The sequence below is a fragment of the Burkholderia humptydooensis genome (assembly GCF_001513745.1).
Classification (GTDB): Bacteria; Pseudomonadota; Gammaproteobacteria; order Burkholderiales; family Burkholderiaceae; genus Burkholderia; species Burkholderia humptydooensis.
This window is the reverse complement of the sequence record NZ_CP013382.1, coordinates 969819-995478: the sequence shown is the minus strand read 5'-3', so window position 1 is coordinate 995478 and position 25660 is coordinate 969819. Positions and strand designations below refer to the sequence as shown.

At 69.7% G+C, this 25660-nt stretch carries 23 protein-coding genes and 1 pseudogene; 17 read left to right on the top strand and 7 right to left on the bottom strand.

Annotation, left to right across the window (positions count from 1 at the left end):
- Positions 1 to 40: 40 nt before the first annotated feature.
- Entirely contained in the window at positions 41 to 1060 is a 1020-nt protein-coding gene (locus AQ610_RS23465; protein ID WP_009915355.1) for a DUF1338 domain-containing protein, read from the bottom strand.
- Between the two features lie 185 nt (positions 1061 to 1245).
- On the opposite strand from AQ610_RS23465, the gene AQ610_RS23460 reads away from it, so the two are divergent.
- The 4 genes from AQ610_RS23460 to AQ610_RS23445 all read left to right on the top strand — a co-directional run bounded on the left by AQ610_RS23460 (position 1246) and on the right by AQ610_RS23445 (position 4752).
- Complete coding sequence (locus AQ610_RS23460; protein ID WP_006028843.1) at positions 1246 to 2154, top strand: LysR substrate-binding domain-containing protein; 909 nt, start codon at positions 1246 to 1248, stop codon at positions 2152 to 2154.
- 60 nt (positions 2155 to 2214) lie between these two features.
- Positions 2215 to 2544, top strand: coding sequence for a type II toxin-antitoxin system Phd/YefM family antitoxin (locus tag AQ610_RS23455; RefSeq protein ID WP_006028844.1), 330 nt, complete (start codon positions 2215 to 2217; stop codon positions 2542 to 2544).
- Positions 2545 to 2694: 150 nt separating this feature from the next.
- Positions 2695 to 3987, top strand: coding sequence for an NAD(P)/FAD-dependent oxidoreductase (locus AQ610_RS23450; protein WP_006028845.1), 1293 nt, complete (start codon positions 2695 to 2697; stop codon positions 3985 to 3987).
- A 90-nt stretch (positions 3988 to 4077) separates the two neighbouring features.
- A complete protein-coding gene (locus AQ610_RS23445; protein WP_006028846.1) occupies positions 4078 to 4752 on the top strand; it encodes a TetR/AcrR family transcriptional regulator in 675 nt (224 codons plus the stop codon).
- A gap of 156 nt (positions 4753 to 4908) precedes the next feature.
- On the opposite strand, the gene AQ610_RS23440 is transcribed toward AQ610_RS23445, so the two are convergent.
- Both AQ610_RS23440 and AQ610_RS23435 read right to left on the bottom strand, forming a co-directional pair.
- Entirely contained in the window at positions 4909 to 6708 is a 1800-nt protein-coding gene (locus tag AQ610_RS23440; protein WP_009915356.1) for a phospholipase D-like domain-containing protein, read from the bottom strand.
- A gap of 229 nt (positions 6709 to 6937) precedes the next feature.
- The gene (locus tag AQ610_RS23435) at positions 6938 to 7696 is read right to left on the bottom strand and encodes a DeoR/GlpR family DNA-binding transcription regulator (protein WP_006028848.1); all 759 of its coding nucleotides are present in this window, start codon (positions 7694 to 7696) and stop codon (positions 6938 to 6940) included.
- Positions 7697 to 7916: 220 nt separating this feature from the next.
- Between AQ610_RS23435 and AQ610_RS23430 the strand changes: the two genes are divergently transcribed.
- The 3 genes and pseudogenes from AQ610_RS23430 to nadE all read left to right on the top strand — a co-directional run.
- On the top strand, positions 7917 to 8102 hold the full coding sequence (locus tag AQ610_RS23430; protein ID WP_006028849.1) for a hypothetical protein: 186 nt from the start codon (positions 7917 to 7919) through the stop codon (positions 8100 to 8102).
- Between the two features lie 90 nt (positions 8103 to 8192).
- On the top strand, positions 8193 to 9098 hold the full coding sequence (locus AQ610_RS23425) for a DMT family transporter (RefSeq protein WP_006028850.1): 906 nt from the start codon (positions 8193 to 8195) through the stop codon (positions 9096 to 9098).
- A gap of 84 nt (positions 9099 to 9182) precedes the next feature.
- Positions 9183 to 9695: pseudogene (nadE, locus tag AQ610_RS23420) on the top strand (NAD(+) synthase); the annotation flags it as partial.
- 128 nt (positions 9696 to 9823) lie between these two features.
- Here the strand turns inward: nadE and AQ610_RS23415 are convergent.
- Positions 9824 to 10765, bottom strand: coding sequence for a TetR/AcrR family transcriptional regulator (locus AQ610_RS23415; RefSeq protein ID WP_006028852.1), 942 nt, complete (start codon positions 10763 to 10765; stop codon positions 9824 to 9826).
- A gap of 111 nt (positions 10766 to 10876) precedes the next feature.
- Here AQ610_RS23415 and AQ610_RS23410 point away from each other — a divergent pair, with 111 nt between their 5' ends.
- The 10 genes from AQ610_RS23410 to bimD all read left to right on the top strand — a co-directional run bounded on the left by AQ610_RS23410 (position 10877) and on the right by bimD (position 21132).
- On the top strand, positions 10877 to 12094 hold the full coding sequence (locus AQ610_RS23410; protein ID WP_006028853.1) for a Tm-1-like ATP-binding domain-containing protein: 1218 nt from the start codon (positions 10877 to 10879) through the stop codon (positions 12092 to 12094).
- Positions 12095 to 12096: 2 nt separating this feature from the next.
- Positions 12097 to 12939 carry a phosphoenolpyruvate hydrolase family protein gene (locus AQ610_RS23405; RefSeq protein ID WP_015603318.1) on the top strand — a complete coding sequence of 281 codons (843 nt, stop codon included), beginning with the start codon at positions 12097 to 12099 and terminating at the stop codon, positions 12937 to 12939.
- Between the two features lie 43 nt (positions 12940 to 12982).
- The gene (locus AQ610_RS23400; protein ID WP_006028855.1) at positions 12983 to 13423 is read left to right on the top strand and encodes an SRPBCC family protein; all 441 of its coding nucleotides are present in this window, start codon (positions 12983 to 12985) and stop codon (positions 13421 to 13423) included.
- Between the two features lie 408 nt (positions 13424 to 13831).
- Positions 13832 to 15406, top strand: a complete 1575-nt coding sequence (gene nirK, locus AQ610_RS23395; protein ID WP_006028856.1) for a copper-containing nitrite reductase — start codon at positions 13832 to 13834, stop codon at positions 15404 to 15406.
- 24 nt (positions 15407 to 15430) lie between these two features.
- Positions 15431 to 16276 (top strand): formylglycine-generating enzyme family protein, encoded by an 846-nt coding sequence (locus AQ610_RS23390; RefSeq protein ID WP_006028857.1) that lies wholly within the window; start codon positions 15431 to 15433, stop codon positions 16274 to 16276.
- Positions 16273 to 16887: an SCO family protein gene (locus tag AQ610_RS23385; protein WP_006028858.1), complete on the top strand. Its 615-nt coding sequence runs from the start codon at positions 16273 to 16275 to the stop codon at positions 16885 to 16887. Before AQ610_RS23390 ends, AQ610_RS23385 begins: the two co-directional genes overlap by 4 nt.
- Before the next feature lie 251 nt (positions 16888 to 17138).
- Positions 17139 to 18164, top strand: a complete 1026-nt coding sequence (locus AQ610_RS23380; RefSeq protein WP_009915369.1) for an N-acetylmuramoyl-L-alanine amidase — start codon at positions 17139 to 17141, stop codon at positions 18162 to 18164.
- Positions 18165 to 18311: 147 nt separating this feature from the next.
- Positions 18312 to 19595 carry an autotransporter strand-loop-strand O-heptosyltransferase gene (locus tag AQ610_RS23375; protein WP_006028860.1) on the top strand — a complete coding sequence of 428 codons (1284 nt, stop codon included), beginning with the start codon at positions 18312 to 18314 and terminating at the stop codon, positions 19593 to 19595.
- Between the two features lie 48 nt (positions 19596 to 19643).
- A complete protein-coding gene (gene bimA, locus AQ610_RS34645; protein WP_080595215.1) occupies positions 19644 to 20726 on the top strand; it encodes a trimeric autotransporter actin-nucleating factor BimA in 1083 nt (360 codons plus the stop codon).
- Between the two features lie 49 nt (positions 20727 to 20775).
- Positions 20776 to 21132, top strand: coding sequence for a protein BimD (bimD, locus tag AQ610_RS23365; protein WP_006028862.1), 357 nt, complete (start codon positions 20776 to 20778; stop codon positions 21130 to 21132).
- A gap of 233 nt (positions 21133 to 21365) precedes the next feature.
- Here bimD and tssA read toward each other — a convergent pair whose 3' ends face one another.
- From tssA to AQ610_RS23350, 3 genes are read right to left on the bottom strand one after another with little or no spacing between them, the layout of a single operon-like run.
- Positions 21366 to 23078: a type VI secretion system protein TssA gene (gene tssA, locus AQ610_RS23360; RefSeq protein WP_043283160.1), complete on the bottom strand. Its 1713-nt coding sequence runs from the start codon at positions 23076 to 23078 to the stop codon at positions 21366 to 21368.
- Positions 23069 to 23803: a response regulator VirG gene (gene virG, locus AQ610_RS23355; protein WP_009915376.1), complete on the bottom strand. Its 735-nt coding sequence runs from the start codon at positions 23801 to 23803 to the stop codon at positions 23069 to 23071. The genes tssA and virG overlap by 10 nt, the downstream gene beginning before the upstream one ends.
- The gene (locus tag AQ610_RS23350; RefSeq protein WP_006028865.1) at positions 23800 to 25632 is read right to left on the bottom strand and encodes an ATP-binding protein; all 1833 of its coding nucleotides are present in this window, start codon (positions 25630 to 25632) and stop codon (positions 23800 to 23802) included. The genes virG and AQ610_RS23350 overlap by 4 nt, the downstream gene beginning before the upstream one ends.
- Positions 25633 to 25660: the final 28 nt, after the last annotated feature.

Sequence of the window (25660 nt, the reverse complement as noted above, 5' to 3'; positions counted from 1 at the left end):
GGGAGAAGTCAGGCGAAAGGCGGATCGGACGCCGGGCGGATCAGGCGGCGGCCGTCATCTTGAAGATGCCGGTTGCGTTGCCCGCGTCGAAGCTCAGATCGAGCGCGCGGCGGCCCGTCTCCGCATCGGCGACCGTGTCGCGCGTGATGAATTCGTAGAACGAGCCCGGCACCTCGCGCTCGACGAGCGCGCCCGACGCGTCGACGAACGCGCGCACGACCGGGTCCGCGCGGAACGCGGTCTGCCGCACGCGGCCCGAGCGCGACACCTCGACGGCCGGCTTGATCGGCCGCCCGAGCGCGCGTTGCGCGGCGGCGAGCGCATCGACGTCGGGCACCCGGTCGGTCACGTGGTTGAACGCGTTGCCTTCGGTCGCGATCCACGCCATCTCCGCCGATTCGGCGAGCAGCGTTTCGTAGTCGGCGAGCGCCGGGCTCGCATGCTGACGGCCGAAGCAGCGCACGAGCACGGGCAGGAGCGCGCATGCGTCGGCGAGCGGCAGCGATGCGTCGCGCTCGAGCTCGGCGAGCGTCGCGGCGGCCTGCGGCGTCAGCGGATCGGCCGAGGTGCCGAGCACGTTCGTCGCGGCCGCCTGGAACGCAGCGCTGAAGCGCTCAGGATGGACCTCGCTCACGAAGAATTGCGCGATCTGGTGCGGCGCGTCGAGATGCGCGTAAGAGCGGCCCGTCATCCTGAGGCGCTCGAGCGGATACGTGCCGTTCAGCCGATAGCCGAGCGGGCGCAGGATTCGCGTGAACGCCGCCTCGCCGGGCGGCAGCGCGCCGCACGACGGCCAGCGCACGGTGCGCAGCGCGCCGTGATCGAAGGTCACGCAGCCGCCGCCGAGCGCGACGTCGCGCGTATAGGCGCGGCCCGTCGGCACCCGTTCGAGCAGATCCGCGAACAGCGCCATGTTCAGCGCCTGCGCGAGCTCGGCGCGCGTGACGACACCCGGCTCGCAGCGCTCGAAGCACGTCGGAACATGCATGAACCGCATCAACTCGTCGAGGGTCGGCTGATCGGAAACGGTGGCGAGCAAGGCGGCGAGATTCGGGTTCATCGGGTTGTTCCGTGGGTTTGCGTCGTTGCGGCGGCGGGCGCGGCACTTATCGAGCGGCGAGGCGGCGCGCCTGAAATGTCCGGGGTCGATTTTCGGTGCGCGAAATCCGCCCGGCAATTGATATAAACTCACCAGATCATTCCTGAAATTCACCAACTCGCGATTTTCCGGTCGCTCGACAGCCGATGCGAAAAGGCATTCCGAACCTCGCGGCGCTGCAGGTCTTCGAAGCGGCGGCCCGCCACGAAAGCTTCACCCGCGCGGCCGACGAGCTGGCGCTCACGCAAAGCGCGGTCAGCCGCCAGATCACGTCGCTCGAGGCGCGGCTCGGCGTTGCGTTGTTCCTGCGGATCAAGAAGCGGGTGGTGCTGACGCCGCACGGCCGCCACTACGCGGCGCTCGTGCGGCGCAACCTCGAGCGCATCGAGCGCGACACGCTCGAGCTGATGGCGCAGCGCGGAATCGGCGCGACGCTCGAGCTCGCGGTCGTGCCGACGTTCGCGAGCCAATGGCTGATTCCGCGCCTGCCGCAATTCCGCGCGCTGCGGCCCGACATCACGGTGAACCTGTCGGTGCGCACCGAGCCGTTCCTGTTCAGCGATTCGACGTTCGACGCCGCGATCTACTTCGGCCATGCGCTGTGGCCCGGCACGCAAGGGCGGCTGCTGTTCCTCGAAGGCGACATGCTGCCCGTCTGCAGTCCGGCGCTGCTGAACGCGAACGGGCGGCGGATCACGCGCGACGCGCTGCTCGACTTGCCGCTGCTGCACCTGTCGACGCGTGCGGACGCGTGGCGCGACTGGTTTCGCGCGCACGGCATCGACAACGATCTGCGCGCGGTGCGCGGGCCGCGCTACGAGCTGTTCACGATGCTGACGGCGGCCGCGCACGCGGGCATGGGCGTCGCGCTGATGCCGGAGCTGCTCGTCGCCGACGAACTCGCGTCGGGGCGCCTTTGCGCGCCGCTCGACTGGCGGCTGCCGAGCGACGCCGGCTACTACCTCGTCGCGCCGGACGCCGCCGCCGGCAGCGAGCCGTTCGTCGCGTTGGCCGAATGGCTGGGTTCCGTCGCGCCGGCGCGGCCGATAAGCTGACGCGACCCTCCTGCTCATTCGTTCATCGGCCGGCGGCAGGCCGGCCACGCGAGACCGATCATGACCATTCGCATCGTCGACATCGTGCCGCTGTCCATCGCGCGCGCCCGCTTTTCCGAGCTGGCGGACGACGCGCGGGGCGGCGGCGAGAAGATCATCACGAAGAACGGCGCGGCGTACGTCGCGCTGATCGACGCGAGACGGCTCGATCACTATCACCGGCTCGAGCGCGAGCAGGCGAAGCGGCCCGGTGCGGCGCCGATGCGCGATGGCGGCGCTCCCGGCGCCGACGGCGCGGCCGAACGTGCGGCGCCCGCGACGGGCGATGCCGCCGCCGATGCCCGCGGCTCCGATCCGCCGCCGGCCGTGACTCGCGCCGGCATCGATTGACGCAGGGACGATCCGCGCTTCGGCGGCGGAAGGCGTCCGATGCGCCTGCGTCCATCCGTGCAGACGCTGCTTCATCGCGCGCAAGACAACCGATACGATAGTGGGATCATTCGCTCTTAACCGGCCACGAACGGCCCGAACGACAACCGCATGCAGAACTACTACGAAGCCACGGTGACGCGCACGCCCTACCCCGCGCTCGCCGAACGCATCGACGTCGACGTGTGCATCGTCGGCGGCGGCCTGGCGGGCCTGTCGACGGCCCTCGGGCTCGTCGAGCGCGGCGTGCGCGACATCGCGGTGCTCGACGCGCAAACGGTCGGCTTCGGCGCATCGGGCCGCAACGGCGGCTTCGTGTTCGGCGGCTACAGCCTCGACAACGCGGACTTGCTGCGCACGCTCGGCCCCGCGTCCGCCCGCGCGCTCTATCGCCTGACGATCGACGCGGTCGGCCTGATCCGCGCGCGCGCCGCGCACTACGGCATCGACTGCGAGCTAGTGGACGGCGGCGTGATCCTCGCGAACTGGTTCGACGATCCGGCGCGTCTTTGCGCGCCGCGCGAGCTGATGAAGGAGGCGTTCGGCGTCGACTGGGAACCGCTCGACGATCGCGAGCTGCGCACGCGACTGAAGACCGAGCGCTATCACGGCGGCCTCTTCGAACGCAACGCGTTCCACTTCCATCCGCTGAAGTACGTGCTCGGTATCGCGGCGGCGGCCGCGCGAGGCGGCGCGCGGATTCACGAGCATTCGGCCGCGCGCGCGATCCGCCGCGACGGCGCGGGCTTCGTCGTCGCGACCGACGGCGGCGCGGTGCGCGCGCGTCGTGTCGTGTTTGCGGGCGGCGGCTACGCGCGCGGCGTGTATCCGCGCATCGAGCGCGCGGTGCTGCCGATCGCGACCTACGTGATCGCGACCGAGCCGCTCGGCGCGCGGCTCGCCGATGCGATCGCATGCGAATCGGCCGTCTACGACACCCGCTTCGCGTTCGACTACTACCGGCCGCTCGCCGACACCCGGATTCTGTGGGGCGGCCGCATCTCCGTGCTCGAACGCGGGCCGCAAGCCATCGCGCGGCTGCTCAGGCGCGATCTGCTGCGCGTGTATCCGCAATTGTGCGACGTCGCCGTGCAGTTCGCGTGGGGCGGGCTCATGAGCTACGCACGCCACAAGATGCCGCAGATCGGCCGGGACGCGGACGGCGTCTGGCACGCGGTCGGCTTCGGCGGCCACGGCATGGCGCCGACGACAGTCGCGGGCGAAGTGCTCGCGGCGGCGCTCGCCGAAGGGCGCCCCGTGCCCGACGGCTTCGCGAGGTTCGGCCTCGTGCGCACGTTCGGCCTCGCGGGGCTCGCCGCTGCGCAGCTCACGTACAGCGCGTGCGAGGCCCGCGACGCGCTCGCCGCGCGCCGCTGCGCACGCTCCGGCAAACCCGTCTTTTAGAGCCAGGAGTCGGGCGAAAGCCGCTTGGGGTGCGTGCTAGAATGCGCCGACCATGCCGCCGTCCGATCACCGCCGTCCGATCACACCAAAATGAAACAAGGAAGCAAGGCCGCAGCGCCCGATGCCGAAGCGAGGCGAGACGAGGCGCGCCGCAAATACGACCCCGAGCAGACGAAGCGCAACATCCTCGACGTCGCCACGCAGGAGTTCTCGGCGATGGGGCTGTCGGGCGCGCGCGTCGATGCGATCGCCGAACGCACGAACACGACGAAGCGGATGCTCTATTACTACTTCGACAGCAAGGAAGGGCTGTACGAAGCGGTGCTGGAGAAGGTCTACGGCGACATCCGCACGCTCGAGCTCGAACTGAACGTCGGCGAGCTGGAGCCGCGCGAAGGGCTGCGCCGGCTCGTCGAATTCACGTTCGACTATCACGACAAGCATCGCGATTTCGTGCGCCTCGTGACGATCGAGAACATTCACGGCGCGAAATACATCGAGCAACTGAAGTCGTTCAAGAACCGCAACGTCAGCATCATCAAGACGCTCGAGGAACTGCTCGCGCGCGGCGTCGAAAGCGGCGTGTTCCGCGACGACGTCGACCCGTTCGATCTGCATCTGCTCATCAGCTCGTTCTGCTTTCATCGCGTCGCGAACCGCTATACGTTCGGCACCGCGTTCGGCCGCGATCCGTCGTCGCCGCGGCTGCGTGCGCGGCATCGCGCGATGATCGCCGATACCGTGTTGCGCTACGTTGCCCGCTGATCGCCGGCCGATCGTCCGCCGGCGCCGGCGCGCCGCCGAGCGAGGCGATCGTCATGCGGTTCGTTCCCGGACCGCGACCGCGAATCGGGCCGCAGGCCGCACATCGACGATGCGGCACGACGCGCACGCAAATGCCGACGCCGGCGCCCGATTCCGTCAACGCGCCGCCACCGGCGCCGCAAGCGCGATCCGCGCCTTCTCTTCCGGGCTTCCGTCGACGAAATACTTCTTCGCCCATCGCGAATCGGGCTGCAGCGCGAGGCCGCCGCGCGCACCCGCCGCCCCGGCGCTCGAGCCGTTGCCGCGACGCGAAGCGATCGCCAGCGCGCGCGCACGATAGTGCTCGTAAAGCCGCAGGAATTCCGCGAGATAGATCCCCGCGACGCGCGCATCGCGAATCTCGAGCAGGTTCTCGTCGTTGTAGTGCTCGGAGTTCGCGCTCATGTTCGCCGAGCCGCTGTAGACGATCGGGTTCGCGCCTTCCGCATCGATCACGATGAACTTGTGGTGAACGACCACGGGCGGATACGGCGGCGGCGCCTCGCCCGGAAAGAGCCGCAGCTCCGGCTCGAAGCCGTCGGGCACCGTCGCGGGCGAGAAGTAGGCGGCGTCGATCACGTCGCGATTCGAGCGGCTGCGGTGATACAGCTCCAGGTTCGCGAGACGCGCGGCGTCGAGCGTCTTGCCGTCGCGCTGATCCGCATCCGCCTGCTGCGCGCCGCGCGCGCTGATCGCGTTGACGAGCCCGAACATCATCAGCCCGCGGTCGCCCGCCGCGAAGCACGCGTCGCGCAGCGCGGCGTCGGTCGGCATGAACAGGCAAAACGCGACCGAATGCTGCGCGCCGCGAACCGCGTCGACGATCGTATCGATCTGCGTGCGCACGCCGCGCGGCTCCGGCGAAAACGACACGCGCACGCGCGCCGAGCCGACCTCGACCGGCTCCGTCCAGCCGGGCGCGAGACGCGCGGTCTCGGCGATGCCCGGATTCGACGCGAGCGCGCGCGCCCGGGCGTTGTACAGCTCGGCGAGCGCCGCCGATTCGAACGTGTGCAGCACGTTCGCCTGCTCGGTGATGCCCTCGGTCGTGAAGTTCGCCGAGCCGGTCAGCACGCGCGCGGGCCCGGTCTCGTCGCCCGCGACGATGAACTTGTCGTGCATGATCCGCGTCTTGTCGCGCGGCGCGAGCATCGCGACGCCCGTCAGTTGCTCGACGGCCGGCTGGTTCGGCGACGGCAGCGGCGGCTCGCCCGAGCCGCGCTTCGTCTCGTGCGCGTCGTAGACGATCGCGAGCGCATCCGCGCCGTGCGCGCGGCCGAACGCGTCGAATGCGGGAATCGCCCACAGCGGATCGGTCAGGTGATAGACGGCCGATGCCGCACGCCGCGCGTCGGCGCCGAGCATCAGCCCGAAGGTCTCCTGCAGATCGTTCGCGAGCCACGTGCGCAGGCGCAGCGCCGCGTCGGGCGACGGTGCGGCGCCGTCGGCCAGATGCAGCGCGCGGGCCTGCTTCGCGAACGCCTGCGAGCTCACCACCGCGCGGTTGAACCACGTGCCGACACCGCCCTCGACGTGCGCGGGCAGCGTGATCGCGCACACGCCCGCGTCGGCTTCGAGCACCTGCAGCGACGCGGGCGTGCCGACGACCGGATAGACGTCGTAGCGAAACGTCTGACCGCGATCGGGCGGATCGATCCGTGCGTCCCACCACATGAATTTCTGGATCGGCGCCTGGTCGGTCGGCGCATCGCCCTGCGTGTGGGCCGCGGGGCCGTCGAAGGTCAGCCGGTTCGGCAGCCAGCTCGTCGCGGCGCGGGTCTTGCCGTCCGCCGACCAGAAGCCGGGCGTGCGCTTGATCGCGAAGCCGAGAAAATCGTCGCGCCGCTGCGCGTCGGGCCAGTCGAAGGCCAGCAGGACCAACGTCGGGGAAAGATAGCTGCGCACGCTGACGGACATCGCCGCCCTCCTCGGCTCATCGCCTTCCAAAGTGAAAGCGTCGAGTGTTCAACGCGAGCTTGCCGCGCGTGTGACATCCGGATGAAGTTTCCGTGTCGCGCAGGCTTCGGCGCGGCCGCCCGCCGCGCCGCATCGCGCTACCCTGCCGGTTTCAGGAAAATAGAGTGCCTGGTACGCCGGAACATCTTGCGCATCGCACGCTCGCCGCACCCGGCCGGCGAACCGGCGCTCATCCGCAGACGACGAGCTCGAGCCCCCGCGACGTCAGCGCCCGCCGCATCGTCTTGTCCGGCGCGCGCTCGGTCACGAGAAAGCGGGCTGCGTCCGAGCCGTTGATCCGCACGGGCGTCACGCGTCCGAACTTCGAGTGGTCGGCGACGACGATCGGCGCGGCCGCCGCCGCGAGCATTCGCCCGCGCACCTCGGCGACGACGCGCGAGTAGTCGGTCAGCGTGCCGTCCGGCGTGATCCCGCCCGCGCCGACGAACGCGAAATCGACGTGGTATTGCGCGAGCTGCTGGATCGTGTCGAGGCCGAACGTCGCGTCCTCGTCGTCGGACAGCTCGCCGCCGAGCAGCGTCATGCGGTTGCCGTTGCGGCGGCCGAGCACGCCGGCGATCCGCCAGTCGTTCGTGTAGACGGTCAGCCGATGGCGGTCGACGAGCGCGAGCGCGACCGCGTGGACCGTGCTGCCCGAGTCGAGCAGCACCGACGCGCCGTCGGGCACGAACTCGGCCGCGCGCCGGCCGATCGCGCGTTTCGCCTCCGCGTGCGACGCGTCGCGCTCGGACACGCTCGGCTCCTGCCGGTCGGCCGCGAGCGCGCCGCCATGCGTCGTGATCACGAGGCCGCGCGCGGCGAGCGCGTTCAGATCGCGGCGGATCGTCTCGCGCGACACGTTGAGCGCGTTCACGAGCTGCGCGACCGACAACGCGCCCGCACGGCCGAGTTCGGTCAGGATGTAGCGATGACGTTGTTCTGCAAGCATGGCGCGCGGCGCGGCCGGGCCGCGGGTCGGAGCGTGGATGGCGAATGGCGGGCTATTGTAGTACGGCGCGGGCGCTTCGCGCCGGCTGCCCTGCCCGGCCGGCCTTCGCCTGCAACCTGCAACCTGCAAGCAATTCAGTGTTTCGCCCCGTGCGGCAATCGGCTTCGCCGCGCATTGCTAAACTCGCCGCTCGCCCCAACCAACCGACAGAGGTGAACCGATGTATCGCAAAGGCGCTGTTCTCGAAATCCAGTTTCCTCCGGAGCGGCTCAACGACGCGGCAGGAGACCCGTACTGGATCGATCTCACGCTCGAAGAGGCGCGCCGGCTGCACCGGCAATTGAGCGCGCGCTTCGCGACCGAACCCAGCGCGAACCAGCCGCTCGACACGTTCTCGCTCGACTGAACTGAACCGCGTTCGGCCCAAGCCGCCCGCAGTGCAGATTTCGACAAGACGGCGGCGCGCCGGCGCGCGATACTCGGCCGCTTCGTCGTCATGCCGGCGTCGTCCGGCCCGTTTCGCATGCCAGCTTTCGCTTCCGCCGCCACCGCCGCCGCGTTCGTCGCGCTGTGGTCCACGGGCTTCATCGTCGCGCGCGCGATCAAGCCGTATGCCGATCCGAGCCTGTATCTGCTCGCGCGCTTCTCGGGCACCGCGCTCCTCTATGCGTGCATCGCGCTCGCCACGCGCGCGCCGTGGCCCGCGCGGCGCGAATGGGGCCGCCATCTGTTCGCGGGCGCGCTACTGCAAGGCGTCTATCTGAGCGCGAGCTACTGGGCCGTCGCGCAAGGGCTCAACGCCGGCGTGATGGCGCTGCTCGGCGCGCTGCAGCCGCTCGCGACCGCCGCGCTCGCCGCGCCGCTCTTCGGCGAGCGGCTCACCGCACGCGGCTGGCTCGGCATGGCGCTCGGCGTCGCGGGCGTCGCGCTCGTGCTCGCGCCGAAGCTCGGCGCCGCGCCGGCGGCGGCAGGCGGCGCGCCCGCGTGGGCCGTCGTCGCGATCGCGCTCGCCGCGGTCGGATCGATCACGGCCGGCTCGCTCTATCAGAAGACCTCGCTCGCGCAAGCGGACTTGCGCACCGCGGTCGCGCTGCAGAATCTCGGCGCGGCGATGGTCGCCGGCGCGGCGGCCGTCGCGCTCGGCGAAACCCGCTGGCACGGCGCGCCCGCGCTGTGGCTCTCGCTCGCATGGGGCATCGGGATGCTGTCCGGCGTCGCGGTGATGCTGCTGATGGCGATGCTGCGCCGGGGCGAAGCGGCGCGCGCGACGTCGCTGCTGTTCCTCGCGCCGCCCCTCGCCGCGCTGCAGGGCTACGCGCTCTTCGGCGAAACGCTCGTGCCGCTGCAGATCGCCGGCTTCGCGGTCGCGCTCGCTGGCGTCACGCTCGCGCGCCGCAACTGAGACGCCCCCAGTCGACGGCCGCAACTGACGCCCGCGACTCGCGCCCACAACCGGCAACCGCGACCGGCCGCCAGATCGACGGCCGAACCGGCCGCCGACGCGATGCTCGCCACGCTTGCGGCAGGCGGCCTCGCGTATCTCGACCACGCACATCAGGACTTCGTGCTCGGCAACATCAAGGCGCGCGAGCGGATGATCGCGCAATACGCGGTTGCGGGCGCGCGGCGCGGCGTCGTGATCGGCACCGATCACGCGGCGGAACCGGTGATGGGCTTCTTCACGAAATTCGGCGACGGCGGCGCGGACGTGCTGCCGCTCACGGGCCTGACGAAGCGCCGCGTGCGCGAACTCGCGCGCACGCTGGGCGCCGACGAGCCGCTCGTGATGAAGACGCCGACCGCCGATCTGGAAACGTTGCGTCCGCAACTACCTGACGAGCACGCGTGCGGGCTCACGTGCGAGCAGATCGACGATTTTCTCGAAGGCAAGCCGGCCGACGACGCGGTCGCCAAGACGGTGCTTCGGTTCTACGACGCGACGCGCCACAAGCGCGCGCTGCCTTATACGATGCTCGACTGGCCGGACCGCCCGGCGTGAGCGCTTACGGAATCGGCGTCGGCTCGGCGCCGTCCCGTCGCTTCGCTCCGGAGCGTGATCGGACACGCGCCCCGCACCGCCGCGGCGTAGCTCGCAGCGGCGCATGCGCCGCCGGCCGAGCCGACTATTCAGGCATCGCGCTTGTCATCGTCGGAAGCGGGCGATGTGAGCGTGCGACCCTCGATGTTTGCGCCGGAGGCGTCGCGGTTCTGATCCGCGCCGCCCGCGGAGCCGGTGCCGCCCTGCACGGTGGCGGCTCCCCCCGGAGATGTGCTGCCCGAAGATGTGCTGCCCGAAGAGGCGCGGCCGCCGCCTTGCGGCGAAGCGTCTGCCGTCGCGCCGGCATCGCGCGCGGCTTGCGCGCTCTCCGCGCTTCCCGCCCCTGCCGCCGCGCCGGCGCCGCTCGCCACCGCATCCGCCACCGCGCCCGCGGCTCCCGCCGCCGCACCGCTCGCTTGCGCGAGCGTCGCCCGCACGAGCGCCGAGCTCATCCATTTGATAACGTTCATGAACTGCCGGAAGTCGAGCCCCCAGATATCCTTCAGCACGACCATCGCCTCGGTGCCGTAAAGCAACGACAGTGCCTGCGCGAGCCGCGCGGCCGCCGCCGGATTGACGCCCGCCTGCACCATCGGCTCGACGGCAAGCGTGAGCAGCCGCCGGCGATTGCCGCGCCGGTACTTCGGCTCGTCCTGCGCGCGCCGCGCACGCTCGTTCGCCCACTGATGCAGCGCGACCTGCAGTGCGGCGCGCAACGCGCCCTCATGCTGCTCCATGCGCGGATACGCGAAGTCGAGCAGTTCGTTCACGCGCGCCTCGACCGACGTCGACGTCGGCTGCCATTGCAGCACCGGCCCGAGGCTCTCGTCGACGACGGTGCTGACGAGCGCCGCCTGCGACGGGAAATAGCGGTAAGCGGTGGCGCGCGACACGCCGGATGCGTTCGCGAGCTCGGTGATCGACGGAAACCAGCCTTGTTCGAGCATCGACAGCGCGGTCTGCAGCAACAGCTCGCGGGTCTGCGCGCGCGTTTCGGACAGCGTTTCCGGTGCGGATACGGGAGTTGGCATGTGTTGTGTGAGGACGACCGCTGAGACGGCCGTCTCATCTGTGTTAAAGTTATCGCGGAATCGAATCGCGGTACATCGTGCGACAAACGAACGATCGGCGAAGGAGACCAAATGGTACCCCACCGTAAACAGATCTACGTTGCGGCAACCGTTGATACAAAGGGCGCGGAAGCGCATTTCGTCAAGGACCGGATCGCCGACGCGGGGCTCTCGGCGGTCGTGGTCGACCTGTCGACCCGCGCGCCGGGGCTCGCGGCCGACATCGGCGCGGACGCCGTCGCCGCGCACCACCCCGACGGCGCGGCCGCCGTGTTCTGCGGCGACCGCGGCCGCGCGATCGCCGCGATGGCGGTTGCGTTCGAACACTACATCAGGAGCCGCGACGACGTCGCCGCGCTGATCGGCCTCGGCGGCTCCGGCGGCACGGCGCTCGTCACGCCGGCGATGCAGGCGCTGCCGATCGGCGTGCCGAAGCTGATGATCTCGACGATGGCGTCGGGCGACGTGTCCGCGTACATCGGCTCGTCGGACATCGCGATGCTCTATTCGGTGGCGGACATCGCCGGCCTGAACCGGATCTCGCGCCAGGTGCTCGCGAACGGCGCGCACATGATCGCGGGCGCGGTGCGCGACATGCGGCCGCTGCCCGCCGACCTGAAGCCCGCGCTCGGCCTCACGATGTTCGGCGTGACGACGCCGTGCATCCAGGCGGTCACGTCGCGGCTCGACGCGCGCTTCGACTGCATCGTGTTCCATGCGACCGGCAAAGGCGGCCCCGCGATGGAAAAGCTCGCCGACAGCGGCCTGCTCGACGGCGTGCTCGATCTCACCACCACCGAAGTCTGCGACCTGCTGATGGGCGGCGTGCTCGCGTGCGGCGAAGATCGTTTCGACGCGATCGCGCGCAGCAAGGTGCCGTACGTCGGCTCGTGCGGCGCGCTCGACATGGTGAACTTCGGCCACATCGACACGGTGCCGCCCCGCTACGCGCAGCGGCTGCTTTACAAGCACAACCCGCAGGTCACGCTGATGCGCACGACGCCCGACGAGAATCGCCGGATCGGCGAATGGATCGGCGCGAAGCTCAACGCGTGCGACGGCCCCGTGCATTTCCTGATTCCCGAGGGCGGCGTCTCGGCGCTCGACGCGCCAGGCCAGGCGTTCTGGAACCCGGAAGCCGACGCGGCGCTCCACGCCGCGCTCGAAGCCACCGTCGTGCAGACGGAGAACCGCCGCCTCGTGCGCGTGCCCGCGCACATCAACGATCCGCAGTTCGCCGACATCGCCGTCGAACACTTCTTGTCGCTTTACGCAGCACACCGGAATTGAAGATGAAGAGACTTTCACGCGCCGACATCCTCGAAAAACTGCGCGCGACCATCGCGCGCGGCGAGCCGATCGTCGGCGGCGGCGCGGGGACGGGCCTGTCCGCGAAATGCGAGGAAGCGGGCGGCATCGACCTCATCGTGATCTACAACTCGGGCCGCTACCGGATGGCCGGGCGCGGCTCGCTCGCGGGGCTGCTCGCGTACGGCAACGCGAACGAGATCGTCGTCGACATGGCGCGCGAGGTGCTGCCCGTCGTCAAGTCGACGCCCGTGCTCGCCGGCGTGAACGGCACCGATCCGTTCTGCAACTTCGACGCATTCCTCGACGAGCTGGCGCGGCTCGGATTTTCAGGCGTGCAGAACTTCCCGACCGTCGGCCTCATCGACGGCAATTTCCGCGCGAATCTCGAGGAAACCGGCATGGGCTACGCGCTCGAAGTCGACATGATCCGACTCGCGCACCGCAAGGGCCTGCTGACGACGCCGTACGTGTTCAGCGAGGCCGACGCGATCGCGATGACCGAGGCGGGCGCGGACATCGTCGTCGCGCATCTGGGCCTCACGACGGGCGGCACGATCGGCGCGAACACCGCGCGCACGCTCGCCGATTGCGCGCCGCTCGTGCGCAGTTGGGCGGATGCGGCAAGATCGGTGCGCGACGACGTGATCGTGCTCTGCCACGGCGGGCCGATCGCTTCGCCCGAGGACGCCGCATACATCCTGCGCGCGTGTCCGCAGTGCCACGGTTTCTACGGCGCGAGCTCGATGGAGCGGCTGCCGGCCGAAACCGCGTTGACCGACATGACGCGCCGCTTCAAGGAGATCGACAGGCGCATCGCGTCATGACGCCCGCGCGCGACGCGCGCGCCTCCACGAGGAACCGAACGACATGAGCTACACCTCCTTCGCCAGCAGTGTCATCGATGCGCCGATCGAGCGCGTCTGGGCGTTCTTGCGCGATTTCGACGGCCTCGCCGCGTTTCATCCGGCGATCGTCGAGAGCCGCCTCGAGCCGGGCCCGGACGCCTACACGGTCGGCGCGATCCGCTACCTCACGCTTGCAGACGGCTACGTGCGCGAGAAGCTGCTGAAGCTCGACGAGCCGAATCACGCGCTCGAATACTCGATCGTCGAATCGACGATGCCGGTGCGCAACTATGTCGCGGGCGTGCAGCTCGTCCCCGTCACCGATTCGGGCAAGACGTTCGCGCAGTGGTGGGCGAACTTCACGACGGAAGGCGTCGAGCTGCAGCCGGTTGCCGCGTCGATCAGCGAGCACGTGTTCGCGGCGGGCTTTCGCTCGCTCGCGGACAAGCTGCAGGCGCGCTGACGTGCCGCAGCCGCAATGTTTCGCCGCGCCGGCGCCCGTTGCGGGCATCGCGCGCGGCTTGCCGGCGGTTCGCGCCGCCGGCCGTTTCTCGGGTTCTGGCAATGGCCCTCGGATAAAGCCGGAACCTTTTTGGCCGACCGTGACCGGTCGGCCACTTTTTATCCGCAATCGCGCCGCGCATGACGGCGCCTCCCCACGCAGACGGCGAACGGTTCGCGCATAGCGCGCGAACCGTTCGCACCCCGCACGACTTGCGGCAAGCGGGCGCAGCCCCGCCGCCCGGAATTCATCTGGATTAAGTAATTTCCCGACTTAGCCGCACCCTTAAAGATGCACTTGCTGCGTATCAATACTCGACCACCCCGCGATCGATAGCTTGGAGGAAACGAAGCCAGCGAGGGGCTGATCATGAAAGACCTGCAATCGATCCGTGGCCAACTGCGCGCCACGCTCCTGTCCGTCCTGCTCGGCGCGATGGTCGCGACGAGCGCGCAGGCGGCCACCACCACGGGCAAGGTGCCCGGCGATTTCGGCCCGCCGCAGGGCGAGCCGATTCACGCGACGCTCGTGAGCCCGCCGAACGTGCCGCCGCCCATCACGCGCCGCTATCCGGCGAAGGTCATCGTCGATCTCGAAGTGGTCGAGAAAGTGATGCCGATCGCCGACGGCGTGAACTACACGTTCTGGACCTTCGGCGGCGCGGTGCCCGGCAACTTCATCCGGGTGCGGCAAGGCGACACGGTCGAGTTCCATCTCAAGAATCGTCCGGACAGCAAAATGCCGCACAACATCGACCTGCACGCGGTGACGGGCCCGGGCGGCGGCGCGACGTCGAGCTTCACCGCGCCTGGCCACGAATCGCGCTTCACCTTCAAGGCGCTCAACGAAGGACTCTTCGTCTATCACTGCGCGACCGCGCCCGTCGGCATGCACGTCGCGAACGGGATGTACGGCCTGATTCTCGTCGAGCCGCCCGAAGGACTGGCGAAGGTCGACCACGAGTATTACGTGATGCAGGGCGATTTCTACACGAACGGCAAGTATCGCGAGAAGGGGCTGCAGTCGTTCGACATGGACAAGGCGATCGACGAGCGCCCGACCTACGTCGTCTTCAACGGCGCCGAAGGCGCGCTGACGGGCGACAAGGCGATGCGCGCGCGCACCGACGAGACGGTGCGCCTGTTCGTCGGCAACGGCGGGCCGAATCTCGTGTCGAGCTTTCACGTGATCGGCGCGGTGTTCGACAAGGTGCGCGCGGACGGCTCGAGCGTCACGCAGAACGACGTGCAGACGACGCTGATTCCGGCGGGCGGCGCGGCGACGATCGAATTCCACACGCGCGTGCCGGGCAACTACACGTTCGTCGATCACTCGATCTTCCGCGCGTTCAACAAGGGCGCGCTCGCGATCCTGAAGGTCGACGGCCCGGACGACAAGGCGATCTATTCGGGCAAGGAGCTCGACGCGCCGTATAGCGGCGACAGCGTCACCGCCGCGGCGGGATCGGGCCCGACCGGATCGCCCGTCGCCGCGGCCGGCGCGAAGGCCGACGCGAAGGCCGACGCAAAGGGCGGCGCCTCGCTCGTGAAGACGGGCGCCGCCGCGAGCGCCGCGCCGCGGTCGCTGCCGGCGCAGGTGAAAGCGGGCGGCGCGGTGTTCGCGAGCACCTGCGCGGTGTGCCATCAAAGCGCCGGCAGCGGCTTGCCGGGCGTGTTCCCGCCGCTCGCCGGCTCCGACTTCCTCGCCGCGAATCCGAAGCGCGCGGTCGGCATCCTGCTGCACGGCCTGAACGGCAAGGTGACGGTCAACGGCCGCGACTACGATTCGGCGATGCCGCCGATGGCGCAACTGACCGACGACGAAGTCGCGAACGTGCTGACCTACGTGCTGAACAACTGGAACAATCCGGGCGGCCGAATCAGCGCGGACGAAGTCGCGAAGGCCCGCGCGAAAGCGCCGGCCGTCGCCGAGGCGGCGCACTGAGCGCCGGCGTCACGGAGAACCGCCATGCGCGCGTCGACACCACGCCATGCCGGCCGTGCGGCGAGCGCCGCGCGGCTCGCCGGCCTCGCGATCGTCGCGCTGACGCTCGCGTTCGGCGTGACGATCGCGCACGCCGCGCACGCCGCGCGCTTCGTGCGGCTGCCGGGCGGCGATTTCGAGAGCGCGCTGCCGCAGGATGTGCCGGGCCGCTCGACGCCCGTTCACATCGACGCGTTCGAGCTGCAGGATACGCCGGTGACGGTTCGCGCGTTCGCCGCGTTCGTCAGCACGCATCCCGAATGGCGGCGCGACCGCGTCGCGCGCGTGTTCGCCGGCCCCGCGTATCTCGTCGACTGGGCCGAACCGCTGCAGCCGGCTTCCGCGACGCCGCCCGACGCGCCCGTCACGGGCGTGAGCTGGTTCGCCGCGCGCGCGTATTGCGCGAGCGAAGGCGCGCGGCTGCCGACGTGGCTCGAATGGGAGTACGCGGCGGCCGCCGACGCGACGCGCACCGACGCGCGCAACGATCCGCGGTGGCGCCGGCAGATCCTGTCGTGGTACGAACAGCCGGCGGCGCGCGTGCCGCCGAGCGTCGGCAGCGCGCCGAACGTCTATGGCGTGCGCGACCTGCACGGGCTGATCTGGGAATGGGTCGACGACTTCAACGCCCTTTTCATCAGCGGCGACAGCCGCACGCAAGGCGACCCGGACCAGCAGCGCTTCTGCGGCGCAGGCGCGATCAGCATCGTGCGCCGCGACAGCTACGCGGTGCTGATGCGCGTCGCGCTGCTGTCTTCCCTCACCGGCGCGGATTCGACCGGAAGCCTCGGCTTTCGCTGCGCCCGTTCGATTTCAGGAGACCAACCATGAAGCTCGACTCTCTCGGGCCGCGCGGCGCGCTCGCGCTGATCGCCGCCGCGTGCGTCGCGACGGCGGCTCACGGCGCGGGCCTTGCCGCCGCCGCAACCACCGCGGCCGCCGCGTCGGCAAGCGATTCGCTGTATCAGGCGAACGCAACGCTGACCGATCAGGATGGCAAAACATTTTGCCTTGCCGATCTGCGCGGCACGCCGACGCTCGTCAGCATGTTCTACACGTCGTGCAAGATGGTATGCCCGATGCTGTTCGAGACGATCGGCCTCACGCTCGACGCGGGCGGCGAGCCCGCACGCAAGCGTATCAAGGTCGTCGCGGTGACGATCGATCCCGATCGCGATTCGGTTGCGGTGCTGCGCAAGACCGCGAACGCGCACGGCCTCGACGCGCGCTGGCGGCTCGCGCGCACCGACCGCGCCAGCACGCGGACCGTCGCCGCGCTGCTTGGCGTTCAGTACCGCAAGCTCGCGAGCGGCGAATTCAACCATTCGAGCACGATCGTGCTGCTCGATGCCGACGGCCGCATCGTTGCGCATACGAACACGCTCGGCGAGACGGACCCCGCGTTCGTCGACGCGATGCGCAAGCAGCTCGCCGCGCAATGAAAAGACGGCGGCGTCCGGAACGGCGCCGCTTCGAGCGCTTCAAAAATCGACGTGACCGAATCGCCCGATATCGGTTGTTTCCCCGACGCCCGAACGCCCGCTGCTTGAAATAATCGCGCTGCTGAATGATCGGCCGAACGATCGGCGCTGCCGCTGCCGAAGCCGTTCTGTCGGCGCATGCATCGCGATGCGGATCGCGATCGTCCCGCTACCGGGATCGCGCCGGACGCTCGCCCAAGAGGAACCACTGAATGAGCCAACCACGTCAAACGCGACGCGACGACATCGTGAACGCGAAACGCCGCCGATTCATTGCGCGCGCCTCGCTATGCACCGCAGGCGTGCTCGCATCGCCGTACGCCGCGCATGCCGCCGGCGGCAACTCGCGCAGCGCAAGCGACGCACGCCGTGCGCATGACTTGGCGATCGCCCCGTCGATCTCGTCGCCGAACCAGGACTCGCGCGTGCGCACGCTCGTGCTGCACTACACCGCGCAACCGCTCGCGCGCTCCGTCGCACTGCTGACCGATCCGACGCGGCCCGTCAGCGCGCACTATCTCGTGCCCGATGCGGCCGACGAAGGCAAGCGCTTTCGCGTGTTCGCGCTCGTGCCGGAATCGAGGCGCGCGTGGCACGCGGGCGTCAGCTACTGGCAAGGCGAGCGCCTGCTCAACGCGGGCTCGATCGGCATCGAGATCGTCAACGCCGGCTTTCCCGATGCGGACGAAGACGCGCCGCTGATGCAGCGCCGATGGTCGCCGTTCCCGGACGAGCAGATGGCGGCCGTCGGCCGACTCGCGGCCGACATCGTCGCGCGTCACGCGATCCCGCCGCAGAAGGTCGTCGGGCATTCCGACATCGCGCCCGGCCGCAAGCTCGATCCCGGCCCGCTCTTTCCGTGGCGGACGCTGTACGAGCAATACGGCGTCGGCGCGTGGCCGGACGCGATCGCCGTCGCGTACTACCGCGCCTGCCGGCCGTTTCGCGGAGAGGTCGCCGAACTCCAGGCGAAACTCCTCGCATACGGCTACGACACGCCGCAAACCGGCGCGCTCGATTTGCGGACGACGGACGCGATCGCGGCATTCCAGATGCATTTCCGCCCAGCACGATACGACGGCGTGCCCGACGTCGAAACCGTCGCGATACTCGATGCGCTGCTGGACAAGTACATCGCGCGCGACGAGCAGCCGTTGCGCGACGAGAAAGCCTCCACGCCTGAAAAAAACGATCAGGCGCCGGCATTGGGCTTCGCCGATGCGAATCCGCTCGCTTAGTCGAACGTAACGACCTCCCTGCGCGTTGCGTCGCAAGCGGAAAAGCGTCGCCGTGCAACGGCCATCGCCGCGCGCGCGGTTCCGCACCAAGACGCACGCGCCTTTTTCGCCCGCATTGCGGCGCGCCACCGAACAACGATTGTCATCATGCACTCCTCTCTTTCGTATTCCGATGCGAACGCCAGACGAAGCGCGTACGACGTGCCGAAGGTCACGTTCTCAGGATCGCATCCGTGCGCACCGCAGCCGATAGCCGCGCCGAACGGAACGCACGCGCGCGGCTTCACGCCGCCCGCCGACATGCCGACGTGGTCCGGCACCGAAGGCGTGCGCTTCGACTTCAACGACGGCTGCCGCGTGCTGCTGCCGGACGGAGACTGGACGGTCCGCCTGCGCGACGCGCACACCGACATGCCGCTGTTCGACACGCAGATCGGCGCGGGCGTCGTGACGAGCACGCGGAAGCACTTCGTGCCGTTCCTGATCGAGATCGACGCGGGCGGCAAGCGCGTCTTCAAGCATCAGTTCGACGCGCACGGCAAGCCCGTGCTGATTCAGTTCGAAGCGGGGCGGCTTGGCGAGGCGCTCGGCTGGTTCGGCTATGCCGTGAAATTCCAGCGGCAACATCGCTGCAGGCTGACGTGCTCGATGCCGGCGCCGCTGATCTCACTGCTCAAACCGGGCCACCCGGACATCGATTTCGTGACGCCCGAGCTCGTCAAGCCCGAGTGCTACTACGCGACGTACCGGCTCGGGCGCTTTTCCGGCGACGAAGCGCGCGCGTACCAGCCAAGCGCGCCGCAACTCGTCGGCGCGCACCGCAGCGCCGCGTACATGCTCGGCGTCGATCCGCGCGAGGCGCCGCCGCGCATCGAGCTAGCCGACGACAGCCGGCCGCTCGCGGGCCGCTATGTCTGCATCGCCGCGCAAAGCGCGCTGCGCTGCGCGCGCTGGGAGCGGCCCGGCGGCTGGCGGGATTTGCAGCGGTTTCTGACGGCGGCCGGCTATCGGATCGTCTGCGTCGATTCGCCTTCGCCGGACGTCGTCGACGAAAGCAGCGCGCTCGCGCAGGCCGCGCACGTTCTTCCACCCGACACGCCGTGGACCGAGCGCGCGCGGTGGCTGCGGCATGCGGCGTGCCTGATCGGCGTGCCCGGCGATCTCGCGTGGCTCGCATGGGCGGCCGGCGCGCCCGTCGTGCTCATCAGCGGATTCACGCATCCCGTCAGCGAATTCGACACGCCGTATCGCGTGATCAATTTCCATGCGTGCAATAGCTGCTGGAACGACGCAAGCGCGAACTTCGACGATGCCGATGCGTCGGCGTGCCCGCGTCATGCGGGGACGTTGCGGCAGTTCGAATGTGCGCGGCTCGTGAGCGTCGAGCAAATCAAGCACACGATTCGATCGATTCCTGCTATCGCCAGTTGATTCCCCCACCCGACAATCCGCCTCATTGGTTCTATACATCCTCACCGTATGAAATATCACCGTCTTCCCCGCTCTCATGCTCAACAAGACACCGGGCGAGCCGCATCGACCGTTCAATTTCAGCGCTTCGCGCATCTGCTATGTTCGTCCATCGCTCCGCTGGCCCTCGGCTTTTCCACGGATGCGCTCGCTATCGAACAGGCTGAAAGTACGGCGTTTAACGCGGTGATCGAGCAGATAAAAAAAGGTGGCATTAAATTGAAACCAGTTGGGAACCGCACGCTACCAGACAAAGTCCCGCCGCCGCCGCCGCCGCCGCCGCCGCCGCCGCCGCCGCCGCCGCCGCCGCCGCCGACACCGCCGACACCGCCGACACCGCCGATGCAGCCGATGCAGCCGATGCAGCCGACACAGCCGACACAGCCGACACAGCCGACGCAGCCGACGCAGCCGACGCAGCCGACACAACTGCCGTCGATTCCTAACGCGACACCAACTTCAGGACCCGCAACAAACGTCACCATCAACTTCAATTCGGCCGGTGCCTCAGCAATGGGCACGAACTCTATTGCTCTTGACCTCCCTGCACGCGCTAAGGACAGCGATTCGCCTGCGAGCGGATGGCTCGCTCAAGCGAGCGGTAGCCGGTCAACCGCGATCGGCGCCGAAGCAAATGCGTCCGGTCAAAATGCTGTCGCGCTCGGCGCTGGCTCCATAGCGGATCGTAACAACACGGTATCCGTCGGTCGTCACGGTGACGAACGACAAATCGTGCACGTCGCAGCCGGCACGCAAGCCACCGATGCCGTGAATGTCGGTCAGTTGAACCTCGCGATGTCGAATGCGAACGCCTACACGAACCAGCGCATCGGCGACCTTCAGCAGAGCATCTCCGACACCGCGCGCGACGCGTATTCCGGCGTCGCCGCGGCAACCGCGCTGACGATGATTCCCGATGTCGACCGCGACAAGACCCTGTCGATCGGCGTCGGCGGCGCGGTCTACAAGGGCCATCGCGCCGTCGCGCTCGGCGGCACCGCGCGCATCAGCGAAAACCTCAAGGTGCGCGCGGGCGTCGCGATGAGCGCAGGCGGCAATGCGGTCGGCGTCGGCATGAGCTGGCAATGGTGAGCGCCCGCAAGCGCGCATCGCACACATCGTCAAGGAAGCAAACGGCACGATGAAATTTCCGATCCTTCTATCAACCCTCCCGGCGCTCGCGTTGTCGATCGCGAGCCTCGGCGGCTGCACTCGCGACGCCGAACCCACACCCGTCACGCATGTCGACGCCGGCGCGTCGGCCTCGCAAGGCAGGCCCTCCTACATGGAAGAGTTCAACGAGAGCATCCGGTCGATGAGCGGCGAGCACGAGACCGGCGTGTACATCAATCGCGGCTGGGGCATCTTCAACACGATCAAGGCGGCGCCGTCCGCCGACCCGGCCACGTCGGCATGCGCCGCGCCGAGCGGCGCGCGCCATGCGCCCGCACAGGCGCTACGGCCGGGTCCGGCCGCCGCCGATTCCCGGATGTCCTGATCCGCTCGCGCCGCGACGTGCCCGACCGCTTACGGGCGGCGGCACGTCGCGGCGCGCTCTTCGCTCTTCGCGCGCCGCACGCCACGCGCTGCATGCGCGGCAACGACAACCCCGCCCCCTCTCGCGCGATCGCCGCGCCCCCGTTACGCGAGCGAACGACACAGCTTCGCATCGGCACGCTCGGCGCATGCACGGGCAAGCGCCCTGCCGCGCCGCGTCCCGCGCGTTTCCCTTCACATCGACAAACGCATCGCCCGCGCCGCGTCGACGCCCGCGATCTCGTCGAGCACCGTCCGCGCGTGCGCCGAATCGCGATCGCGCCGAATCAGCAGCGCATACGCGACCGACAAGCCGTCGAGCGCCAGTTCGGAGTCCCATGCGAGCAAGTCGTGCCGGCGGATCGGCTCGATCACGCCGCGCGCGAGCGCGTCGGGAATCTCATGCGCCCAATGATCGCGCGCGAGCTCGCACAACCGGATGCGCGCCCTCAACCGGCGTTCGGCGCCCGGCGCGCGATCGATCGCTTGCTGAATCGCTTGTAGCGCGAGATCGATCCGGCCGCTTGCGGCGAGCGCGCTTGCACGATCGATGGCGTCGTCGGCGGCCGCTTCGCGCGCATCGCCCTGCGCACGATCCGGGTCGCCCGTCATCGGCAAGGACGGCGAAGACGAAAGCGGCACCGCCGCATTCCGCGCGCCGCCCTGCACGGAAAGCCCGGCGAGCCACGCGCGCGTCGCGTCGTCGGCGAACGGCGTGCCGTCCGCGAATTTCAGCGCATCGAGACCCGGCAGCCGCGCGAGCAGCGCACGAACCGCCGCCTCCACCTCGCGTTGCGCGTCGGCGCAGTCGCCGCGCGCGAGCGCGCGCGCGGCGATCCGCTGTAGATCCAGCCAGAGCGGGAACGCCTGCGCGTGCTCTTCGGCGAAGCGGACGGCATCCGCGGGCTCGCCTTGCACGTCGATGCCTTTCGCCACGTCGACGATCTGCGCATTCGGCGCGGCGATCCGCGTCCGTCCGCTGTCCGCTTCCGTGTCCGGCAGCGTGTGCACGCTCGACCAGCACGCGAAGCGGCGCAGCCGGACGCCGCGCACGTCCGTCCAGTCCGCTTGCGCGAACGCCGCTGCGATGCGATGCAGTTGCGCGAGCGCATCGGCGAGCGCGCGCTCGCGGCCGGCCGCATCGGCGAGCGACGCCGGTTGCCGGGCGGCGTCGGCGTTCGCGCGCAACGCCGTGCGATCGGCCGGCTCGACTGATGCCTGCCCGGCGGAGCGGGCCGCGAGGCTCGCGGAAGTCTCGCCCACCGCGACGGGCGCATCCATCGCGTTCGACTCGACTGGCTCGACCGGCAGCCGGTCCGCGAACGCATTCACCGCGCGCATCGTCGGCGCGTCGTCGTCGCGCTCCGCCAGCAGCGCATCGATCCGCCGCGCGGCCGCGCGCAATTGCCCGACCAGTTCGGCCGGACAAGCGCGGCCGCATGCGGCCGCGCCGGCGTCCCGCGTCGCGTCGACGCGATCGAGCAGCCATTGCAGCGCCCCGCGCCGCGCCCGCATCCGCGCCACCGGCGGCGACATCGCGTCCCAATGACGCTCGACGAGATCGCCGACGACTTCGAGCCCGCAGCGCAGCCCCGCCGCGCCGCCGATCTGCAGCAGCGCGCCCGCCAGATAACAGCCGACGAGCAGATCCTTGCCTCGATCGCGCAGCAGCCCGGCGGCGAGATTCATCGCCGAGCGCCAGTCGACGTGCCCGCTCGCGCCCGGCGATGCGAGCTTCGCGAGTTCCGCGTGCAGCGCATCGAACCGCGCGTCGGCGCGCACGTCGGCCCCCGCGGGCGCGGCTGGATCGATGTCCGTGCGCCCCAGCGCGGCAAGCGCGTCGACATCCACGGGCGGGCGCGCAACCGGCGCCGCGCCGCCCGGCCGAGGCCGTTCGCTCATTCCCATAGCGTCTCCACGTTCGTCGCGGCGAAGTAGTAGCCGACGCCGCGCTCCGTTCGAATCAGTTCGGGATGCTTCGGATTCTTCTCGATCTTCTTGCGCAGCCGCCAGATCTGCACGTCGACCGCGCGATCGAACACGTCGTCGAACGCGCGCGTGCACTCGAGCAACTGCGCACGCGTGACGACGCGCGACGGCGAGCCGAGAAAAAACGCCAGCAGATTGAATTCGCCGACTGTCAGCGGAACGTCCTGCGCGTCGCGCGTCGACAGCCGGCGCGTGTTCATGTTCAGCGTCCAGCCGTCGAAACGGTATGCGCGCGGATGCCTGCCGCGCCGCACGGGCGTTGTCGACGGCTCGGCGCGCCGCCACAGCGCGCGCATCCGCGCGAGCACCTCGCGCAGCGAGTACGGCTTCACGACGTAATCGTCCGCGCCGAATTCGAGGCCCATGATGCGATCGGCCTCTTCGCTTCGGCCCGTCACGCAGATGAGCGGAAAGCGCTGCGAATCGCGCCAGCGCAGCAGCACGTCGATGCCGTCTCCATCCGGCAGACCGAGGTCGAGCAGCACCATTTCGTATTCGCGCCGCTCGACCGAATCGGCGGCCGCAGCCGCCGTCCCCACGCCGTCCACGGCCATGCCGTGGCCCGACAGGTAATTGCAGAGCACGCGCCGCAACGGCTCGTCGTCCTCGACGACGAGCACCGCCGGCGATCTTGTCGCATTCATCGTTTCTTCTCCTGTACTGCGCCGCGCGCGCCGGCGTCCGCTTCTCCCGGTGCGCCCGATGCGCCCGATTCGCCCGTCCCGTGCGCCGCGGGCAATGTGAGCCTGAAGCGGCTGCCCGCGCCGCGATCCGTCGCGACGGCGATCTGCCCGCGATGCGCGATCGCCGCGCCCGCGACGATCGCCAGGCCGAGCCCCGTGCCCGGCGCGCCGGACCGGTTTGAATAGAACGGCTCGAAGATGCGGTCGAGCGGCTCGACGCCGATGCCGTCGCCGTCGTCGCTCACCTCGATCCATACGCCGCCCGGCACCGACGGCTCGCCGATCGCGACATCGAATGCGTCGGCGGCCGGCGCGCCGCCGTCGTTCGCACCGTCGTTCGCACCGACACGCACGACGACCGTCGCGCGCGCCGCGCGCACTGCGTTGCCGACGAGATTCATGACCGCGCGCGCGAGCTGGCTGCGATCGGCGAATACGACGTGACGGGCATCGTCACGCCGCGCGTCGCCGCACGCGTCATCGCCGCACCGGACGATCTCGATGCCGCGCAGGGCGGCCGCGCGCATCGCGGCGAGCGCGTCGTCGACGACCTCGTCGACGCTCACCCGCGTCAGCACGGGTTCGCCGCGGCGCGCGGCGAGCAGGATCTGCGTCGTCAGATCGCGCCCCCGCTCGACCGCGCGATGAATTTCGTCGATCGACTCGTCCGCGCGCGCGCCGCCCGCCAGCCGATCGGAGGCATATTCGGCATGGCAATCGATCGTCGTCAGCACGTTGTTGAAGTCGTGAACGATCCCGCCCGCGAAGAAGCCGAGCGACTCGAACCTGCGCGATCGCTCGATCTGCCGCGCGAGCCGGCGTCGCTCGCCCGTCGCGATCGCGATGCACATCGACAGGATCGCGACGCCGATCAGATCGACCTGCAGCGCCCAGACGCCGTGACCGTCGTAATGCAATGCATACGGCCCGCGGCCGCCGAGCGTCATCGCGATCAGGGCGATCGCCGCGAGCGCGTTGAGCTGGGACGCGAGCACGAGACCGCCCTCGATCCCGGCCCAGCACAACGACAGCGCGAGCAACGCGCGCGCGACCTCGGCCTGGTCGCCCCATATCGATGCGAAGCACAGCGAACCGAAGGTCGCGAGCGCGGGCAACTGATTCCGGCTGCGCGACCACGCCGCGCGGCAAGCGCGCGCGTTCCACGTGAGAAGCGCCGGAAGCAACGCGAGCAATGCGAGCGCGTTTGCCGCATACGCACGCGACCATTCGTTCAGCCACTCGCGATCGTTCAGCCACACGGACAGGATCGCCGCCGCGAGCGTCGCATGCATCGCCGCCATGCCGAGCGGCAACAGCAGCACGAACATCGCGAAGCCGCGCAGCGTGTCCACGCCGCCGCCCGGGCTCACGTAGCGCCGCGCGAGCCACGCGCCCGCGACCGCCTCGATTGCGTTGACGGCCGCGAACAACGCGTCGACGCGCCACGGCACCCAATCGAGCGAGCCCGCGGCGAGCAGCGTGACGAACAGCGAAACCACGCCGAGCCCCCACGCGAGCGGCCGCCGGCAATGCAGCAGCAACGCGATGCCCAGTACCGGGGCGGGCCACACGACGGCCGACAGCGTGTGATTGAGCGACGTGCATGCGCCCGGCCGCGTCAGCAGATGATTCGCGTAGAACAGCAGCAGCAGCAGCAGCCCCGCCGCGTTCAGCGCGCCGCCCGGCGCGAATGTGCGATCGCCGCGGCGCGGCGCGCGGCGCGACGCCTGCTTGATGCGTGCGGGCCGGGCGCGCGCGGGCGGGCCGGCATCGATGGAATTTTCGTGCATAGGTCTCAGCGGTCGGCGAATACTAAAC

Coding starts and splice junctions, on each gene's coding strand:
- AQ610_RS23380 (WP_009915369.1), top strand. CDS start 17,139: ATGAGCCAACCACGTCAAACGCGACGCGACGACATCGTGAACGCGAAA.
- AQ610_RS23465 (WP_009915355.1), bottom strand. CDS start 1,060: ATGAACCCGAATCTCGCCGCCTTGCTCGCCACCGTTTCCGATCAGCCG.
- AQ610_RS23440 (WP_009915356.1), bottom strand. CDS start 6,708: ATGTCCGTCAGCGTGCGCAGCTATCTTTCCCCGACGTTGGTCCTGCTG.
- AQ610_RS23375 (WP_006028860.1), top strand. CDS start 18,312: ATGCACTCCTCTCTTTCGTATTCCGATGCGAACGCCAGACGAAGCGCG.
- AQ610_RS23405 (WP_015603318.1), top strand. CDS start 12,097: ATGAAGAGACTTTCACGCGCCGACATCCTCGAAAAACTGCGCGCGACC.
- AQ610_RS23435 (WP_006028848.1), bottom strand. CDS start 7,696: ATGCTTGCAGAACAACGTCATCGCTACATCCTGACCGAACTCGGCCGT.
- nirK (WP_006028856.1), top strand. CDS start 13,832: ATGAAAGACCTGCAATCGATCCGTGGCCAACTGCGCGCCACGCTCCTG.
- AQ610_RS23425 (WP_006028850.1), top strand. CDS start 8,193: ATGCCGGCGTCGTCCGGCCCGTTTCGCATGCCAGCTTTCGCTTCCGCC.
- AQ610_RS23350 (WP_006028865.1), bottom strand. CDS start 25,632: ATGCACGAAAATTCCATCGATGCCGGCCCGCCCGCGCGCGCCCGGCCC.
- virG (WP_009915376.1), bottom strand. CDS start 23,803: ATGAATGCGACAAGATCGCCGGCGGTGCTCGTCGTCGAGGACGACGAG.
- AQ610_RS23455 (WP_006028844.1), top strand. CDS start 2,215: ATGACCATTCGCATCGTCGACATCGTGCCGCTGTCCATCGCGCGCGCC.
- AQ610_RS23450 (WP_006028845.1), top strand. CDS start 2,695: ATGCAGAACTACTACGAAGCCACGGTGACGCGCACGCCCTACCCCGCG.
- AQ610_RS23390 (WP_006028857.1), top strand. CDS start 15,431: ATGCGCGCGTCGACACCACGCCATGCCGGCCGTGCGGCGAGCGCCGCG.
- AQ610_RS23400 (WP_006028855.1), top strand. CDS start 12,983: ATGAGCTACACCTCCTTCGCCAGCAGTGTCATCGATGCGCCGATCGAG.
- bimA (WP_080595215.1), top strand. CDS start 19,644: ATGAAATATCACCGTCTTCCCCGCTCTCATGCTCAACAAGACACCGGG.
- tssA (WP_043283160.1), bottom strand. CDS start 23,078: ATGGGAATGAGCGAACGGCCTCGGCCGGGCGGCGCGGCGCCGGTTGCG.
- bimD (WP_006028862.1), top strand. CDS start 20,776: ATGAAATTTCCGATCCTTCTATCAACCCTCCCGGCGCTCGCGTTGTCG.
- AQ610_RS23460 (WP_006028843.1), top strand. CDS start 1,246: ATGCGAAAAGGCATTCCGAACCTCGCGGCGCTGCAGGTCTTCGAAGCG.
- AQ610_RS23385 (WP_006028858.1), top strand. CDS start 16,273: ATGAAGCTCGACTCTCTCGGGCCGCGCGGCGCGCTCGCGCTGATCGCC.
- AQ610_RS23430 (WP_006028849.1), top strand. CDS start 7,917: ATGTATCGCAAAGGCGCTGTTCTCGAAATCCAGTTTCCTCCGGAGCGG.
- AQ610_RS23410 (WP_006028853.1), top strand. CDS start 10,877: ATGGTACCCCACCGTAAACAGATCTACGTTGCGGCAACCGTTGATACA.
- AQ610_RS23415 (WP_006028852.1), bottom strand. CDS start 10,765: ATGCCAACTCCCGTATCCGCACCGGAAACGCTGTCCGAAACGCGCGCG.
- AQ610_RS23445 (WP_006028846.1), top strand. CDS start 4,078: ATGAAACAAGGAAGCAAGGCCGCAGCGCCCGATGCCGAAGCGAGGCGA.